This window comes from Methanobrevibacter thaueri (genome assembly GCF_015062915.1).
GTDB classification, from domain to species: Archaea; Methanobacteriota; Methanobacteria; order Methanobacteriales; family Methanobacteriaceae; genus Methanocatella; species Methanocatella thaueri_B.
In genome coordinates, this window is the sequence record NZ_SUTJ01000001.1 from 177,090 (window position 1) to 195,246 (window position 18,157).

8 protein-coding genes are annotated in these 18,157 nt (G+C 37.2%); 2 read left to right on the forward strand and 6 right to left on the reverse strand.

From position 1 onward, the window contains the following. Window positions 1–6 precede the first annotated feature (6 nt). Window positions 7–1,113 carry an ABC transporter substrate-binding protein gene (locus E7Z78_RS01030; RefSeq protein WP_303723318.1) on the reverse strand — a complete coding sequence of 369 codons (1,107 nt, stop codon included), beginning with the start codon at window positions 1,111–1,113 and terminating at the stop codon, window positions 7–9. Between the two features lie 260 nt (window positions 1,114–1,373). Here E7Z78_RS01030 and E7Z78_RS01035 point away from each other — a divergent pair, with 260 nt between their 5' ends. Continuing rightward, the gene (locus tag E7Z78_RS01035; protein ID WP_303723319.1) at window positions 1,374–1,775 is read left to right on the forward strand and encodes a DUF3795 domain-containing protein; all 402 of its coding nucleotides are present in this window, start codon (window positions 1,374–1,376) and stop codon (window positions 1,773–1,775) included. Window positions 1,776–1,900: 125 nt separating this feature from the next. On the opposite strand, the gene E7Z78_RS01040 is transcribed toward E7Z78_RS01035, so the two are convergent. Continuing rightward, entirely contained in the window at window positions 1,901–3,229 is a 1,329-nt protein-coding gene (locus E7Z78_RS01040) for an Ig-like domain-containing protein (protein ID WP_303723320.1), read from the reverse strand. A 141-nt stretch (window positions 3,230–3,370) separates the two neighbouring features. Next, on the reverse strand, window positions 3,371–7,636 hold the full coding sequence (locus E7Z78_RS01045; protein ID WP_303723321.1) for a right-handed parallel beta-helix repeat-containing protein: 4,266 nt from the start codon (window positions 7,634–7,636) through the stop codon (window positions 3,371–3,373). Between the two features lie 277 nt (window positions 7,637–7,913). On the opposite strand from E7Z78_RS01045, the gene E7Z78_RS01050 reads away from it, so the two are divergent. Next, entirely contained in the window at window positions 7,914–9,320 is a 1,407-nt protein-coding gene (locus E7Z78_RS01050) for a hypothetical protein (protein WP_303723322.1), read from the forward strand. 17 nt (window positions 9,321–9,337) lie between these two features. On the opposite strand, the gene E7Z78_RS01055 is transcribed toward E7Z78_RS01050, so the two are convergent. From E7Z78_RS01055 to E7Z78_RS01065, 3 genes are all read right to left on the reverse strand, one after another. Further along, on the reverse strand, window positions 9,338–12,448 hold the full coding sequence (locus tag E7Z78_RS01055; RefSeq protein WP_303723323.1) for a right-handed parallel beta-helix repeat-containing protein: 3,111 nt from the start codon (window positions 12,446–12,448) through the stop codon (window positions 9,338–9,340). A 219-nt stretch (window positions 12,449–12,667) separates the two neighbouring features. Beyond that, window positions 12,668–14,833: a right-handed parallel beta-helix repeat-containing protein gene (locus E7Z78_RS01060; RefSeq protein ID WP_303723324.1), complete on the reverse strand. Its 2,166-nt coding sequence runs from the start codon at window positions 14,831–14,833 to the stop codon at window positions 12,668–12,670. Between the two features lie 82 nt (window positions 14,834–14,915). Beyond that, on the reverse strand, window positions 14,916–18,143 hold the full coding sequence (locus E7Z78_RS01065) for a right-handed parallel beta-helix repeat-containing protein (protein WP_303723325.1): 3,228 nt from the start codon (window positions 18,141–18,143) through the stop codon (window positions 14,916–14,918). Between the last annotated feature and the right edge of the window lie 14 nt (window positions 18,144–18,157).

The window sequence follows — 18,157 nt, forward strand, 5'->3', positions numbered from 1 at the left end:
GAATCCCTATAGGTTTGACTCCTTCAATCCTGAATCAAGCAGAATCTGTTTTGCCTCATCATCACTCAAGTCGAAGTGGTAGAAGCTTGAGTAGAACTCTTTTGTGGCATCAACCATGTTGATGTCCTTGTAGTCATCAGGATAAATCACTTTTGCAGTCCATGGAACACCTATAATCATGTTTGCCCCAACTGGCCTGTCGAACCATTTGAATGGGGATTGAGGTGAAAGGTAAACTTCCTTGTTCTTGACTGCATCAAGCTTTGCCCAGTTAGGATTGTCATAGACACTTGCATAGAATTCCGGATCATTTGTTATTATTACATCAGGATTCCATGTAATTACCTGTTCGATTGACACCTGGATTCCGCTGGTGGTGTTTCCCTGGTTCAGTGAGTCAGCCACATTGACACCACCCACAAGATCAATCAATTGTCCGTGTGTTGAGTGTGAAGGGTTTGTCTGAAGCCCGTCATCGCCCTGTGCATAGTAAACAGTCCTTTTATCACTGTCTGATAGCTTGGATGACTTGTCCTTAACTATTTTCAAGTACCTGTCGTTGAAGTCGTTCAGTTCCTTTGCCTTGTCCTGGGCTCCAACAATCTCACCCATGAATGTGATGGACTCGCCTATTGTTTCCACATTTGTGGTGTCCTTAACCGCAATCACAGGTATTGTTCCGAATTTTTCCTGACGTTCCTTGACTGTTGATGCGTCACCGTCACCGCCCTCGTCAATTGATTCGATGACAATGTCCGGCTCTGATGCGATGAATTCCTCATAGCTTCCATCCTGTGTACCGTACCATCCTCCAACTACTGGGAAGTTCTGGTACTGTGACGGAACGTATTTCATCTCGTCATCTGTCCATTGGAAGTTGACCGCCTTCAGCTTGTCCGGTGCAATCATATAAAGCACAGTAGTCATTGGAGGGCTTGTCGCAACGACATTGCTGACTGATGCAGGGATTTCAACATCCCTTCCAATCATGTCTGTGACGTTTTTAGACCCTACTGTCTCTACGGTCGAAGGTGTTAAAAACATGTGTGTGGCAACTCCCGCCACAACCAAAACAACTAATAATAAAAGTATCACTTTAATTTTCTTTTCCATTATATAAACCCCGAAAACAGTTTTCGATAAGAATATATATTCACTAAGTTATTAAATAAGTTTTCTAATTGAATTCAATGTAAACAAAAATTAATTAATACGATGTGAAAAATAAATTTAAGAAAATATATGTATAATAATTAATAAAAAATGTTAAATATTAATTATTTATGAAAAATAATAATTTTAATCGTTAAAAATATTTTTATAATGGATATCATTAAATAACTTTATTAATTTGCTCAGCCAAACAGATTATTATGAAAATGCCTAGCGAACTCGATTCAAAACTACTTGCCCCATGCGGAATCAACTGCATAAGCTGCGAAAAATTCCAGAACCCATGTGCAGGTTGCCTGATAAGCGACGACGGCAAGAGCAAGGCAAGCCTGAAGTGCAAGATCAAGACCTGCTTTGACAAGAAGAACTTCAGCTACTGCGGACGCTGCAGCGAGTTTCCATGCCCACAGATGAAAAAGCACTCTAAAAAGTATGTTAAAAGGCATGACCTGAATACTTTAGACAGCGCCAAAAGAATCAAGACAACCGGCATCGGAAAGATGATGGCACAGGACCGTGAGAAGTGGTTGTGTCCGGAATGTGGCGGTGTTGTGAAATTCCAAACAAAAGCCTGCAGCGAGTGCGGATTTCAAATTGATTAAATGAAAAATTTAATTAATTAAATGATATTTTTTTAAAATAACTTATAATTTAATTGCATCTATATACAATATTAATGATTATAATTTAAAAATAGAAAAAGATGATGTAGTTAATCTACATCAATTTATTTTTCAACAACAATTTTACCAGTTTTGCTTACAGCCTTGTATGCACCGTCACCTGCAAATTTTGCAGTGTACTTGAAAGATCCCTTTTTGGTGACTTTTACCTTAATGGAAGCAACACCTTTGGAATTGGTTTTGGCAGAAAATGTTTTTCCATTAACTTTGAGGGTGATTTTCTTATTGGCAATAGCTTTACCATTAGATTTTAAAGTTATTGATATCTTTTTAGCCTTCTTGACTTTCAAGGTAGCTTTTGGTGCTTTCAAGGTTGTTGATTTTTTGCTTACAACTATCTTGCTTGATCCAATTGAGGATTTGTAGTCGTCATCCCCCGCAAAGGATACTGTAACATAATGGGTTCCTGCTGAGGAATACTTAACTGAAAGTTTAGCAACACCGCTGCCATCAGTTACAACTTCCTTTGAAACTCCATCGATTATGACAACAACAGTCCTGTTTGAAAGAGGATTGTTCTGAGAGTCCTTCAATGTGACCTGCAGGTTGCCTGCATCTCCAGCCAAAATGTTCAAGTTGGCAATTGCAATGCTTGACTGGGACAGTTGCTTGACTTCCTCCTTAGCTGCTGAAATATTATTGGAATTGATGTTTGAAGCGTTGATTGAATTTATGAAACTGTTCACATTGCCCACAACAATATTCCTGATTAGGGTGTTGTTGGTGTTGTTCAATATTATGGCATTGAACTGGAAATCCTCAGGATTGTATTTGGATGTTTGCTGGGCAACGCCCACCCAATTGAATGTCAAGTTCTCCAATACAACATCATCTGCGTCAACATAAACGCCGAACGGATTGTAGATGTTGTTTGCAATGTAGTAAAAGTCGTTTGTAAATGAAAATCCACTTAAAACGGTTCCGTTGGCTTCTGGGGAGATGTAGAATATTCCATTTTCCTCAGGGCCTGTGCCGTACTTCATCATGTGGGTGTGGTGAGGACATACTCCAACACTTGTTCCAGGGGTTGCTATTATGTTTAGTGTCTTGTTGATCATGAAATGGCAATGGACGAATGTTCCGTTAAGAACAATAGTGTCTCCAGGGTTTGCAGCATCAATTACAGGTTGAACTGTAGGCTTTTGAACCTGGTTAGGATTTTCCGGGTCTGGCTCGACAGTCCATGTTTTAGGCCCAGTTTCATCCTCGCAGCATGAATCATCAAGTATTTCTTCATTATCGTTTATTTCAATTATGTCATCAATTTCACTGGATAAGGTTACATTATCACTGTCCTGAGCGGATATTGATCCGATGAATGTCAAACCGACCAGCAGAATTAATGAAAAGATTATAAGTTTATTTATTTTCATGATTTGTCTCCAAAATAATTTACCTCAATATGTATTAATTTAACAATCGTTATATTTAACTATTGTTATATTTTTAGAGAGTAATTGAAAATGTTATGAAAAAAAATAAAAAAAGAAGAAATATGTTAATTAAAACATGTTTTAAACTGGAATTTCACTGGAATCCAATGTTTTGTTGACCAGCACCACGAAAGTCCTGTATTGGTCAAACAATGAACCTATTGAAACCCTGATTATATTGGATTGTGCATCGAAGCTAGCGGAATCGAATGTGAATGTGCCCACACCGCCAACAACATAGAACTTCAATTCAACCTTGTCATTCAATGTAGCATACATTTCAAATTCAGGCAGTTTGGAAGCCACTTCACCACGCTTATAGAATTTTATTGAATATGTTCCAGGACTTACAACCTCAATATCTCCTGTGGAAATATAGGTTGCATTGATTCTAGGACACATTGTACCGTAACCTGTGATATTTTTGTCATAGTCCCAGGTCACTCTTGCATTCCTACCGAACCAGTTTGCACCCAACTGCAATTTCTTTGTGTCGTCTTCAGGACCATACTTATAGATACCTTCAGGATTAGCGCTTAACTCTCCCAATATCATCATACTAGGTCCTTTGGCGTTCCTGTATATTGCATTATCATTAACGTCTGGCTCAACAGCATTTTCAGCGAGGTCATAACCTGCATTGAACCTGATGCCCTCAAGCGCATTGTCTGAAATCCAGTTGCTTGTAATGACAATTCCTGTTGAATAGTTTGAGTCAACGGAAATTCCCATATAATTGTCCAAAATCCTGTTGTGGGTTATGGAAACATTGACTGCTGACTGGTTCAAGAAGATACCGTAACCCAATGGCCCTTCAGGAATATTCATGACATGCAGGCCGATGTTTTTGGTAATTAGGTTTTTGGTAACGTTTGTGTTTTTAACTCCTACACCATAGGTTATTCCGTAATTGCTCAATGACAATGTATTGTTGCTTATCTCCAAATCATCAGAATCCTTGAGGAAGATTGCATTTTCAAATGATGAAACATCGTTTTTGGAGACGAGAATGTCGGATGCGTTCACTATTTCAATTCCGTTTCCAGGAATCAATATCTCACCTGCACCATATCCATCAACCTTGGACTGGTCTAATGTATTGGATATTGTGTTGTTAATGATGCTTACGTTTCTCACATCCCTGATGACTATTCCAGATCCCTCATTTGCATTGATTGTAAGATTTGATATGTTGAAGTTGGAAACCGCAATTGTCAAGACAGGGCTTCCTGCTTTACCATTTAAAACTGTATTTGGAAGGAAAGCAATGTCCACTAACCTGTCGATTGTGAGGCTAACGTCATTATAGCTATTTCCTAAAAATTCCACTTTTCCACTTGCCTCATTGAATCTGGCCTGGATTTCATCTCCCGGCAGGTTCTCATCGATGAATGTGACACCCACCTTATCGGAGATTGTGATTGTGCTTCTGGACTCAGAAGCCCTGTACTGGTTTGTTTGGGAATAGCTTGAGACAATGTCATATGTTCCCACACCCAATCCTGAAACATCAATCTTAATTTGACCGTTTTCATCAGTGCTTTTGGAATAATTTTGATTGTTCAATGTGTAGGCAATATTCTGATTGCCCATTGCGTTTCCTTTGGAGTCTTTCAATGTAATTGAGTACATTTCAGAGGAATCCTTTGAGAATGTCCTGTTGTAGCTCACCAAGTCTGTTGTCATTCTTGAAACCTTGATTGTTCCTGCAGCATTTGAATTTTTATATATTGTGGTGCCTGCATAGGTCACGGTTGCCTTATAGGTATTCTCAACACTGAAGACGGGCTGAATTGTTACCTTACCATTGGAATCTGTTGTTTTGGAATAAGTCTTGCCGTTTATGGTAATCTTCAATGTTTGCTTGGCCAATGCCTTACCTGTGCTTGTTTTCAAGGTTACAGTGTAAGCTTTTGCAGTGTTCGGATTTGTTTCCATATTAGGGGCAGTGATTTTGGTCACTATCTTTTGAACTGTAATCTTGCCTGTTGCAGAGGATTTCTTATAGGATTTGGTCTTCTTGTAGGTTGCCTTGACCTTATATGATTTCAATTTTGAGAATTTGACCTTGATTGTCGCTTGTCCTTTGCTGTTGGTCTTTTTGGTGTAGGTCTTTCCGTTAACCTTGATTGTGACCTTTTGGCTTTTCAAGGCCTTTCCGTTCTCATTTTTCAAGGTTACAGTGTACTTGGTTGAAGTTTTAGGGGTTGTTGTAACCTTAGGGGCAGTCAACTTGGTTTTCAAGACCTGTTTAACAGTGATTTTAGTGGTCTTTTTGGCAGCTGCATACTTGGCGGTGCCCTTGTAATTCATCACAACCTTGTATTTTCCCTTCTTGAGTTTGAGTTTCAGCTTGATGATTCCCTTGGAGTTTGTCTTTTTGGTGTAGGTCTTCTTGTTGACCTTGATGGTTACCTTTTGACCAGCCAATGCTTTTCCGGTTGAGTCCTTTAAAGTCAATTGATAGTAATCCGCCTTCTTTATGAACATTGCATAGTTAGATGCCACGAGTTTAGTGGAAATCTTTTTGACTGTGACCTTGGCCTGGGCGGTTGATGCTGAATAGTCTATATCGTCACCTGCATATGAAGCCTTAACATTGTATGTGCCTGCATTTTCACTGATCTTGAATGTGGCCTTACCGTTGGCGTCTGTTGTTGCCTTAAGTGTTTTGGAGCCGATAGTGAATGTGACTTCCTCACCCATAATCGGATTGTTGTAGATGTCTGTCAATGTTACTGCAATATTGGCGTTGGATTGAGGATATGTGCTCAAGTCTGAAACGCTGATTTTTGTTGCTGTCACATTTCCTGGAATGAGGCTGTCATCGACATTGAATGTCTTCACATTCTGATATGCATCCCCGGTAATGTAGTTTGAAGTACCTGGAAGAACAACAGTCACCACGTTTCCAGATTCTTTAAAGTCTTCCGGATAGAATCTGACTGTTGCGGTACCGTCAACCATCATGACCTTCTTGTAGACATCCCCTGCTTGAGGTGCAACATAAGTGTTGTTCTTATTCATGTAGAATATTACCGGAATGGAGCTTAATCCCTTTGCCACATTGCCATTTGCATCAACAATGGAAATGGTGTAGATTCCCTTTTTGGATTGGGACACTTCAGTTAACTGAAGCCTGTAATTTCCATCGGACCATAATATTGTTTCATATTTATAGTGAAGAATAGGGCAAGCAACATTCTCATTGATTTCAAAGGTGTATCCTAAAAATGCCCCTCCGCTTTTAGCGTTGTTAACCGGCCTCACATTATTTCCAACGAAATAATTATTGTTGACCACATAATACTTTTCTCCACCTTCCTTGAAGAATCCATGGGCATTTGGTCCGTTGTAGATTTCCCCACCACCATCAGGGAATGAATTCATGTAAAAGAAGTTTCCAATGATGTTGAGCTGAATAACCTGACAGTTAACATATACTCCATAGTCACTGTGTTCGGAAATGTAATTGCTCAGGATATTAATATTATCACTGGAGGTCAAGGTGATGCCCTTAACATTGCTTGTAATGTTGTTGAAGCTGATTGTAGGATTGCTGGAAGTTCCTTCTACTAAAATACCTGATTTTTTATTGTTAACGATATTGTTAGAGGTTATGGTTGTTTTTGTGGAATCAACATCATCAATACCATAATTTGAAGCACTTATGATGGAATTCTTAACAATAGTGTTTTGGGAATTCTTAATTCTTATTCCGTTTTCCGCATTGGAAATTGAAACATTGTCTATTGTTGCTGCATTCGTATTTTCTAACCTTATTGCATCTCCGCTATTATCAGTAGAAAATGTACAGTTTCTAATTATCACATTTGAAGCGCCATTCACCAATATGCCATAATCATCAGATGAGAAAATATTCCCGTTATCATTTCTAAAATTAAAACCTTCAATTATGGTTCCGCTGGCCTGTGCAGTAATGTAAAAAATTCCACTATGGCCTGAAACTGCAGTGCTACTGCATGGATTCAATACAGTTCCAACATCACTTTTGATTGTCAATTGCTTATCAATAGTGATATGTACATGATCATAGCTTTGACCGTTGATGATGAGTGTGTCACCGGCGTTTGCAGAGTTAATTGCATTTCTAATAGTATGTTCGTTCATTTCGTTATGGTCTTCCCCAACATTATCCACATCGATTGTTTGAGATGCTGACAATGAGAGTTCATCATTTGGACTAGTTAATAAACTATCCTCTGATTCATCATCAAGATTTAATGAATCAACCGTTTCATTATCTTCCACAGCAGCTGCAGAGCCAATGCAAATCAATGCAACTAAAATAAAAGATAATAATATAACTGCATTATTAATCTTCATATTCTCCCCTAATTTTTTTATAACAATGACTTAAAACATCAATATATACAAATATATTATCGATATAATTAATGTATTTCGGTTTTTTGTAATAAATTAGAAAAATTTTACAAATTGTTTAAAGTGATTTGAAGAAAAATACATATAGATATATTTATAAAACTTTATTCAATTGTAAAAAGATGGGGGATTTAATATTAAAAATGGATTAATTATTCTTTCAGTGATACTGATTATTTTCGCTACTTTATCCTGTGTAAGTGCAGGGGAGAGCAACTTGACATTGAGCAATGAAAACAAAAATGTGTTGAATGCAAACCCTGGTGATTTTTCAACCCTTGCAGATGAAATCAGCAATGCAGAAACAAGATCATTGAATTTGACTACAGATTACCAATATGATGGACAAAAGGACAGCCAATATCGTGATGGAATAACAATCAATGTCGACGATTTCATCATTGACGGACAGGGACATACGATTGACGCCAATAAACAGGCAAGAATATTTAAAATTCAAGCCAAAAACGTCATCATAAAAAACATCAACCTGATTAACGGAAATGCAACCTCCCATGGTGGTGCAATCTATTGGACTGGAGACAACGGTTCTTTAATCAATTCCACAATTAAAAATTCAATTTCCCCAAACAGCGGCGGTGCAGTATTGTTCAAGAACACTGGAAGCATCATGAATTCAAGATTCATTGGCAACACAGCATATTTTGGAGGGGGAGTGTGTTTTGACAGTGACAGCAAAACGGTCAACTGCCAATTCGAAGACAACTTCGCAACATTTCTTGGAGGCGGATTATACACCAGCCAGAACGCCAACATAACCGATTCCACATTCACAAACAATGAGGCAGGAGACGGTGGAGGAATCTATTTACAGTACAACGGCATAATAAGCAATTGCAGTTTCCAGAAGAATAATGCAATAGGATACGGGGGAGCAATAACCGGAGAAAACAAGGTTATCGTCAGGGATTCAGAATTCCTCAAAAATACAGCAAAATATGCCGGAGCAATATACTTTAAGGGAAATGGATATGTTCATGATTCCAATTTTACTCAAAACTCTGCAGAAGTGAGTGGAGCAGTATATGCTACAAGTGATGAACTTGAAATAATCAACAGTGAATTCAACCACAATATCGCCCCTAATGGAGCATCATTATATATCACTGCAAAATCCGCAAAAATTGAAAACACCTCATTCAACAATGATCAGTCATCCTATCAGAGTGAAATCTATTCTACAGCAACTCCTACATTAAGCAATGTGTCATTCAACAATATCACTAAAAAGGAGGAGAGCAAGGATAATGACACTATGCCTGAAAACAAAACCTCACCCAATACAGACAACGGTAAATCCAATACGGTTATAGTTAAAAAGGCAGCTAAAAAAACAAGGATTTATGCAAAATCAAAGACATTCAAATTAAAGAAAGCTAAAAAATACACTATAACATTAAAATCCGGAAAAACAGTCCTTAAAAAGAAAAAAGTGACCTTGAAAATAAACGGAAAGACCTACACCAAGAAAACAAACAGCAAAGGAAAATGTGTGTTCAAACTTAAAATGAAGAAAAAAGGTAAATTCAAGGCAGTGATTAGATTTAAAGGAGACAAGTCATACAAGGCATCTAAAAAGACAGTGAAAATAAAAATTAAATGAAGTGTAGGATTCCTACACTATTTCTTTACTTTTAATGTTTTCTTAACCTGATAATTCAGGTACTTTACAGTCACTTTATACTTGCCAACTTTAAGATTCTTAAACTTGACTGTGGCAACACCCTTCTTGTTGGTTTTGGCCTTATATGTTTTGCCCTTGATTTTGAAAGTGATTTTCTTATTCTTTATGGCCTTGCCCTTGCTTGTCTTTAAGGTTGCTGTGAATTTGATCTTTTTGGATTTTTTCGCAACCTTATTCTTTACCTTCAAAACGTTTTTGACGATTATCTTGTTTTTAACTGTAGAGCCTTTATAGGTTGTTGTTACGGTATATTTTCCTGGAGTCAATGCAAATGTCTTTGTGGCATATCCTTTTGCATCGGTTTTCACGTTATATGTTTTGCCATTAACCTTCATGAGTACCACAACATCTTTTCCGACAACCTTACCGTCTTTTCCGATTACACGCACCTTGAATGTGACTTTACCATTATAGTCAACGGTAACATCCTTATTGTTGGTTATTTTTGATGGATTGATTGAAACAGGCAATGAAAGTGACCCATCATACAGTTTTACTGTAATTGAAGAGACTTTCGGAAGGCTTATTGACTTTGAAATGTAACCGTTTGCAACATTTAATGTGTCACCTATAGATAAGCTGACCTTAAGAGTTGGCAGATCAGAAGTGCTCTGCAATTGTGAGACTTCCCCCTTATTATTCATTACCTTGTTAAGGGAAACTGCAATATTAGCGGATTCATATTGCATTAAATTGGTTGTGGATTCAAAGCCCATTATGATCCAAGTGAAATTGTCAGCAATTGCAAAATTTAGCAGACTTTCAAAGTCAGGATTGTTGCATCCCCACCAGTTATCTGTCATGTTGCTGTTTTGATTATTGACATAAATCGCATTTCCCTGGGAAGCCTGATTATTGAACAATGCGGAGTGTGTCATGTTAATGTCCTTTCTTGCGATTATTGCACCACCCTGAGCTCCTGCAACATTGTTTTCAAATATGGCTCCGTAAATGTTTAAGACATTATTGTTGTCTATTGCACCCCCATTCTTAGTTGCCTTATTGTTTGTGAATGTGGATTTGATTATAGTTATCTCTCCACCGTTGTCGATTGCTCCGGCACCATATGCCTGATTATTGTCAAAAATGGTGTTTTCAATTGTCAGCTTGCCTGCATTGTCTATGGCACCACCATAACTAATAGCCTTATTGGACAAGAATTGTGAATTGTTTATAAAGATAGTGGCTCCACTATTGAAAATGACTCCACCCTCATCAGAACCCTTGTTTGACTTGAATATAGAGCTTGTTATTGTTACATTACCGGACAGAATTCCTAAAACTCCATAGGTATGCTCGACAATATTGCTTTCAAAGTTTGAGTTGTCAATAATCAATTGGGACACACTATATATGGCAGCTCCTCTGCTTGCCTTGTTGTTTTTGAGGTCACAATTATCAATTGAGGTTGTTTTATCTAAATTGTACAACACACCTCCGATTTGTGCCTCATTTGAATCCAATTTTGAATTTATCAGTTCCAGATTACCTTTATTATAAGCAACACCACCATAATTGCTTGCCTTATTATTGTTCAGTTTGGAATCGGTAACATGAAGCTGAGCATTGTTATAGATGACTCCTCCATTGTTTGCATCATTTTTTTCCAAATTGCTTTTCACTGCGTTTAAATTTCCATTGTTGTAAATTGCTCCACCCTGAGTGGCGTGATTGAGATTGATTTCACCACCAGTGATGTTTAGATTTTTGGTATTGTAAACTGCACCCCCGTTAGAGGCTGAATTCATGTTGATTTTACAATCAAATAAATCTAAAGTGTTCTCATTGTAAATTCCCGCCCCATTGGATGCGGAATTGTTGGTTATGGTGAACTTATTTAATGTTACGATTCCCTGATTGTAGACTCCCCCGCCAATCTCTGCGGAATTGTTGGCTATTATGACATTTGAAAAGTTCACAGTGATTTTCTTACCTATGTATAATCCTCCACCATTTTTGGCGTAATTGTCAAGAATAATGGCATTCTTGACATCGGATTCGAATACGACACATGCCAATCCTCCGCCATTATCGCTTGCGGAGTTGTTTTTAATAAGGCAATCCTCCAATGTCAGATATCCCCAACTGCAGTCGATTCCTCCTCCGATTTCAGCGAAATTATTGGTGACTGTTGAATTTTTGATGTCCAAGTGACCATCTGAATCTGCGATTATTCCTCCCCCTTCAACGGCATTGTTGTTGTCAAAGATGCAGTTGCGAACGGTCATCAGATACTCTGAGATATATGCTCCGCCACCTAATTCCCCGGTGTTGTTTCTGATGTCACTATTATATATTTCACAGACTCCCCAGCTTTTGACACCTCCTCCTAAGTGAGATGCTGAGTTTGAATGGAATTTGGATCCGTTGATTACAAGATATCCTCTATTGTTGTAGATTCCTCCACCGCGTGTTGCGGAATTATTGATGAAAGTGGAATTGATTAGATAAACATTACTGAATCTGTTATATATTGCTCCTCCCTCGTGGCCGACATTGTTGATGAATGTGCAGTTGATGATTTGAGAATCTGAGAAATAACTGTCTATTGCCGCACCAAAGGTTGCAGTGTTTCCTTCAAATACAGAGTTATGTATATTTAGTTTGGAACCGGTTGAACCCCTTATCGCTCCACCTGATGCAAGGTCGGTTGCCTCGTTATTGATGAATTTTGAATCGAATATTGTTAATTTTCCATTGTTGCTAATCGCTCCACCATCAGAGGCAGTTTTTCCGTTTATGAATGTCAAACCGTAAACGTTCACATTAACGTTTTTTGAAATTATGAATATGTTTGACTTGTAATCTGCGTCAAGAATTGTGGCTTTGGAACTTGATCCATAGATTGTTATGTCCTTATTAATCTTTACTGCAGAACCATTGCTTGTATATGTCTTGTTTTCCAAGTAAATTGAATCGCCTGATTCGGCATTGTCAATAATGTTTTGAATTGAATCGAAACTGTTTTCATCAATTGTTTGATTGATTTCGACATCTTCCGCACATACTGTGTTGACTAGTAATATCGAAAAAAATAGTATAAACACCAAAATAATGTTAAATTTAAGTTTTTTTATTTTTATTCCCCCAATAAACCAATAATATAAATTAAAAATAATTAAATTCAAATAAATTTAGAATTAAACTTATAAATTCAACTTAATTATTTTTGTTATGATATAATATGCAAAACGTTAATTATTCATTTATTAAAAATAATATTTAAAGATTTGATAAAAAAAAGAAATGAAAAAAAGGAAAAAGCATTATTTTTTGACAATCACTTTCACGGTTTTTGAACTTGCCTTAAAATTGGCGTTTCCTAAGAATTTCATTGAAACCTTATATGTTTTGACCTTTTTAAGTTTAATGGAAAGCTTTGCAATTCCCTTCTTATTGGTTTTAAGAGTGTATGTCTTGCCGTTCAACTTGACAATTATCTTTTGGCTCTTGATGGCCTTGCCGGCACTGGTTGTTAATTTTAACTTGAATGTTTTCTTCTTGTTCTTCTTAACCTTGATGCTGGAAGCCTTTATTTTTGACTTTTTAGAACCTGTTTTGACAATAATGCTTGATGTTAACTTGGCACTATTATGATTATCGTCGCCACCATATGCAATTGTTACAGCATATGTTTTTTTAGTGGTTAGAGAAACCTTTACCTTGGCAATGCCCTGTGCATCAGTTTTAACATTGTATGTCTTTCCATTGAATTTGATGGAAACCTTTTGGTTAGCGATTGGATTTCCCTTGCTGTCAACAAGTTTTGCTGAAAAATAACTGTCGGACAATGGAAAAGTGGTCAGCTTGGTTGCAATTATCTTAGTTGCCGGGCTGATCGGGATGTTGGAATCACTTACATTAAACTGGGAATTTGGATTCCTTTCAACGTCATCTGACAATCCGTTAAATGCTGCAGTGACAACATTTCCAGAAGTCTTGAATGATGCATATGAGCTTCTGAAGTCTGCTGTAGCAACCCCATTTTGAATTAAAACCTTCTTGTAAACATTATTCTCTTGAGGTTCAATGGTGGAATATTCATTTAAGAAGAATGTGACGTATCCTGAGTTGAAGATAGTTGCCACATTTCCCTTAGAGTCAACAATTGACACCTGATACACTCCATTGCTGGTTTGTCTTATTTCGCCTAACCTTAATGAGAGGTCATATTTGCCGTTATTGTTTGGGGCTTCAACTGCCCATGGAATCTGTGTTGTGTAATATGTGAAGCCGCATGGAACGTCCTGATATATGAATGCCCTTTGCATATATACATATGTTTTTCCTTCCACATAATTTCCATTATCTGATGGGAAGAATATGTCGTTTGCCTCATCATATGCCATGGTTCCGTAGGACCTTTCCACATAGATTCTGTGGTGCAGAATCATTGATGAATGTCCTTCAAAGTAGTTGCAGTCCACTATTGTCAATTGGTCTGCGCCTTCACTATTGTCCAGATTTCTTGCGCGGTAATCATACATTATGGCATGAAGGCCGTTGGATATGAAGATATTTCCAGTCACGACAAGTTTTGTGACATTTGTATTGACATATATTCCAGATCCGCTATCAGAATTTTCCAAACCATTGTTTTCAATCAGGTTGTCAGTGACATAAACATAATCTGCAACGGTCAGGTTAATGCCTGATTTTCCGTTATTCCTTATTGAATTAGAGTTGATTTTGACATTTCTGGAGTTTCCGACTACAGTGACTCCGTAATTGTCATTATAACTTAATATACAATCTGTGATTTCAACGTTTGATGAATTGATTATTGTAATTCCATTGATTGTATTGTTGACAATCAGATTGGATAGTTTGATGTTGTTTGAATTTCTGACAATAATTCCTGTAATCTTATCAGCATTTTCATTAACATAATCCATTGTACAGTCCTTAATTGTCACATCACTTGCCCCATCTATCAGAATGCTGAATGGGGTTTTGGACTTATCCTTATTGGTGAATGTGAATCCCTGAATTGTTGAGCCGCTGCCCTCAGCAGTTATATAAAATACACCATATTCCTCCAGTCCCTCGTGGGTATGGTGGGGACATGCGTCAATGGTTGTTCCTTCACCTGCAACAATATTCAATCTCTTGTTTATGGTCAAATGACAATGAACCGGATTGCCCTCTATTATTATGGTGTCTCCAGGATTTGCGCCGTCAATTGCAGGTTGAATCTTTGGCAGCAATACCTCATTAGGATTATACCTGTCAAATGGGACCACTATAGTTTTTGGAGATTCCGATAAAACATCATCATTTGATGATTCCAGAATATTCGTATCAATATCATTTATTGAATCATCAACTGCAGTCGTATTGTCATTTGAATCTTCTGCGGCGGATATTGCTCCAATGAGTAATGTGAAAATGACTGCTATTGAAATCATCATCATAAACTTATAAATTTTCATAAATTCCCTCAAATAACTATTGTTATATTTTTCAAGCAAAAAAAAGAAAAGAAAAAAGTAATAAGTGAATTATTACTTTATCTTATTTTTTTACTTTGATTTTTACTTTTTTGGTTACTGCTTTGTAAGCGCCGTCACCAGCAAATTTGACTGTTGCGGTGAATTTACCTTTTTTAGTCACTTTAACCTTAATGGTTGCAACACCTTTAGCATTGGTTTTAGCCTTGAAAGTTTTCTTGTTAACTTTAATGGTCACAACTTTCTTAGCTAAAGCTTTACCTTCAGATTTTAAGGTAACTTTAACTTTTTTAGCCTTTTTAACTTTTAAGGTTGCTTTTTTAGCAGTTAAAGTGGTAGCCTTTTTAACAACAGTGATTTTAACAGTCTCTAAAGAAGACAAGTACTTACCGGTAGTGTCAACATATGAAATGTAAGCGAATTTAGTTGTAGCGCTTGCATATTTAACAGGCACGTTCACAACACCATTAGCATCGGTAGGACCGATGAACAATGGTTCACCATCAACTTGAACAACAATCAAATCATTAGCAATAGGATTACCATTTTGATCTTTCAAGGTGATTTTCAAATTACCATTATTACCCGCTTTAATTGTAATAGGACTTGCAGTAATTGCAGTACCAATCAATTCAACAGGAGTTTCAACATCAAAGACTTTATCACCAGTAGTTTCAACAACAGCAGCTTTAACATTATCAGCTAAAACATTACCTGAAACATTGATAGGAGCGGAAAGGTTTAAATCACCATTTCTGCAGTAGATGCTGAATAAAACAATATTATATGCTTTGGAAGCACCGTTAGCCAAAGTAACATTGTTACCAGTCACATTGATGTTACCTAATGAAGATGGGAAACCGTGAGCTTCATTACCTTGCTCAGCAGCAATCAATACACTATTATCAAGAGCAACGAAATCATTGTCCACAATGGAAATGTCGTTAGCAGCTTTTTGAATACTGATTACAGGCAATTCAGTCCAAACAATAGTTCCTTCTTCAAAGTAACCACAGTTAATGAACTTGTTGTTTCTAATTACAGAGTTTTTAGTTGAAGATCCACCGAAGTAAATAGAGTAAGTGTTACCAATGAAAGTGTTGTTTTCCACAATGTTGGATCCACTACCTTGAGCAATGGAAACACCATCAAGAATAGGGCCTTCAAAGGTATTGTTCCTTACAGTAATCTTGGAAGATTGTCTGTAAATGTTAAGAGACTTGGAACCTTTTTCAACATTAACAGTAGGATCATTAGCAATCACAGTAGTATAACCACCAGTAAACTTGTTGTTTTCAATAACAACATCAGTGGAACCTTGAACCACAACCGCACTACCGAAATTGGTAAATGTACAGTCAGAGATTAATCCACCGGTTACACCTCTCATGTTAACTCCCCAACCGTTTACAGAACCACCATAAACAAAGATGTTGCTAGGGTTAACATCAACAAAGTCAAATCCTTGGATAGTTACATTGGAACCGGTAATATAGAATAAACCATTTCCAACACCGTTACCGATAATACGGGTGTTGTCACCTTTTAATGTAATGTTGTCTTTAGCGATTGTGATACCGTCATCACCAAAGTCAAAACTAGGAACAGCAGTTAAATCAATTACAGCACCAGGGTTAGCAGCATCAATAGCAGCTTGAATATCAGCAGCAGTGTTATTTAAAACAGCCACTTCTTCACCCCAAGCAGTGTACCAAACCACATATTCACGAACACCACTAGCTAAAGTGTTATCATCAACTTTTAATGGTGCAAATAAGTTCAATTCAGTATCATCTCTGCATAAAACATGGAACAATACAACGGACCTACCATCTACATCAGCAGCCAAATCAACTTGGTTACCTGTTACGTTGATGTTACCTAATGATGATGGGAAACCGTGAGCTTCGTTACCTTGCTCAGCAGCAATTAAAACACTATTAGTGAGAGCTGTGAAATTATTGTTTTCAATAGCAATATCATTGGAAGCCTTTTGAATGCTGATAACAGGCAATTTGTCCCATTCAACATCCCCTTCCTTGAAGTAACCACAATTAATGAACTTATTGTTCCTAATTATAGAGTTTTTAGTGGATGAACCACCGAAGTAAATAGAGTAAGTGTTACCGATGAAAGTGTTGTTTTCCACAATGTTGGAACCACTACCTTGAGCAATGGAAACACCATCAAGAATAGGGCCTTCAAAGGTGTTGCCTCTAACAGTGATTTTTGAAGATTGTCTGTAAATGTTAAGAGATTTGGAACCTTTTTCAACATTAACAGTAGGATCATTAGCAATCACAGTAGTGTAACCACCATTAAAGAAGTTGTCTTCAATTACAACATCAGTGGAACCTTGAACAACAACAGCACTGTTGAAATCAGTGAAATTACAATCTTTAACTAAACCGCCTTCAACACTTCTAAAGTTAACACCCCAACCATTAGTGGAACCACCGTAAGTGAAATTATTATTAGGATTGGTGTCAACAAAGTGAATTCCTTGAATAGTCACATTAGAACCAGTAATATAGAATAAACCATTACCCACACCATGACCCTTAATAACAGTATCACCATTACCTTTCAAAGTAATGTTACTCTTAGCAATAGTCAAAGAACCATCAACAAAATCATAAACATCATAATCACTTAAATCAATAACATCACCATCACCAGCAGCATCAACCTTAGAAGCAACATCATCAATGCCTGGAATAACAGGTTCAGGTTCGTTGATGGTTAAAGTATAAGTTGCAGATAAGATGGTTGAACTACCACTATACATTGAAGCAGTACCTGATGAGTCATCAGTAGCGGAAATAGTCAAGGAATAAGGAGTATCCCTACCACTTAATCCAATGAAAGTAGAAGTATCAAAAGTAAATTTACCATTGGTTGTGGTGGTAGTGGAGTAAGTTTGAATATCTCCGCTTGCATCCTCATAAGTGCATGTTACTGGGAAGTTTCCACCAGTTATTACATCGCTGCCTCCTGCACCATATCCATAACGAATCTCACCAGAGATTGTTACACCTGTTCCATCATCGATAGTGGCGCTATCAGTGCCCATATAGACAAATGCACCATTATCAGGCACGGGAGTGCTGCCTAATTCGTTTTCAGAATCAACATCTGAAATTTGATCAATATCATCAGTTACAGAAATAATGTCACTATCATCATCAACAGCAAGTTGGTCATCAACATCACTAGCAAATGACATTGGTATAGCAATAAGAACAATCATTGCCATCAATAGCAATAGTGACTTCTTTTTGAGACTTGACATTTATTTTTTCCTCC

Excerpts from the sequence above, each read along its gene's own strand:
- E7Z78_RS01030 (WP_303723318.1), bottom strand. The coding sequence starts at position 1,113 with ATGGAAAAGAAAATTAAAGTGATACTTTTATTATTAGTTGTTTTGGTT.
- E7Z78_RS01035 (WP_303723319.1), top strand. The coding sequence starts at position 1,374 with ATGAAAATGCCTAGCGAACTCGATTCAAAACTACTTGCCCCATGCGGA.
- E7Z78_RS01040 (WP_303723320.1), bottom strand. The coding sequence starts at position 3,229 with ATGAAAATAAATAAACTTATAATCTTTTCATTAATTCTGCTGGTCGGT.
- E7Z78_RS01045 (WP_303723321.1), bottom strand. The coding sequence starts at position 7,636 with ATGAAGATTAATAATGCAGTTATATTATTATCTTTTATTTTAGTTGCA.
- E7Z78_RS01060 (WP_303723324.1), bottom strand. The coding sequence starts at position 14,833 with ATGAAAATTTATAAGTTTATGATGATGATTTCAATAGCAGTCATTTTC.
- E7Z78_RS01065 (WP_303723325.1), bottom strand. The coding sequence starts at position 18,143 with ATGTCAAGTCTCAAAAAGAAGTCACTATTGCTATTGATGGCAATGATT.